The following is an 818-nucleotide window of genomic DNA, read 5'->3' as shown; positions in this document are numbered from 1 at the left end:
CCCCTCGGGGTCGCCGGTGGCACGCCTCCAGGACGCGCTGCTCTCGCGGGCCGCGGCCGAACCCGTGCGCGCGCACGCGCGCCAGCTGGCCCGCCGCTCGGCCCGCCTGCCCGCCCCGGCGCTGCTGGGCCGCCTGCGCGAGGTCGTCACCGTACCCGGCCAGGCGCCCGCCGCGGTGCTTCACCGCCTCGCGGGCGTGGTCGGCGGCGATCCCGCGGGGGCGGCACCGCACACCCCGTTCGGCGAGGCCGCCCGGCAGGCCGCCGCCCTGACCACCGTCCCCTTCGGGACCGAGGAGGTCTCCCTCCCGGACTGGCTGGAGCGCGCCGCCGCCGACCCTGCGGCCTGGTGGGAGCAGGCCGGTCCCGACGACTCCGACCTCGCCGCCGCGCTGACCCCGGTCGACCTTGCCTGGATCGCGGGGGCCGGCCCCTCCGCGGCGTCGGCGGCCTGGCGGGTCCGGCCCGAGGTTCTGGCCCGCCTTACCCTGCTGCTGGTGAGCACCTGGCTGTCGGCCGCCGCCCAGCCCGGTACCGGAACCGACTCCGCCCACCGGGAGGCCGCCGGATGACCCCGCCGCGTCCCCGTCCAGCCCCCGCACCTGCGTCGGCCGCCCGCCTCCGGCCCACCGGCACCGAGGTGGGCCGTTGACCGGGCGACCCATGGGCCGGCCGGCGGCCGTCGACACCGTCGCACTCGTGCGGGGAATCCCCGCTCGGGCGTCCGGCGAAGGGCCCGCTGCGGCTGTGGCGGCACAGCGGGCCCGGCCGGATGCGCGTGCCGGGCCGAGGCTGAGCGAGGGCCCGGCTCCGTGGGGG

General features: G+C 80.7%; 1 pseudogene. It reads left to right on the top strand.

Going from position 1 to position 818, the window contains the following annotated elements:
* A pseudogene (locus tag ACFOVU_RS01005) lies at positions 1-571 on the top strand (hypothetical protein); the annotation flags it as partial.
* Between the last annotated feature and the right edge of the window lie 247 nt (positions 572-818).

It is taken from the genome of Nocardiopsis sediminis (assembly GCF_042650565.1).
GTDB lineage: Bacteria > Actinomycetota > Actinomycetes > Streptosporangiales > Streptosporangiaceae > Nocardiopsis_B > Nocardiopsis_B sediminis.
Note: the sequence above shows the minus strand (reverse complement) of the source record. Positions and strands in the feature narration are given on the sequence as shown.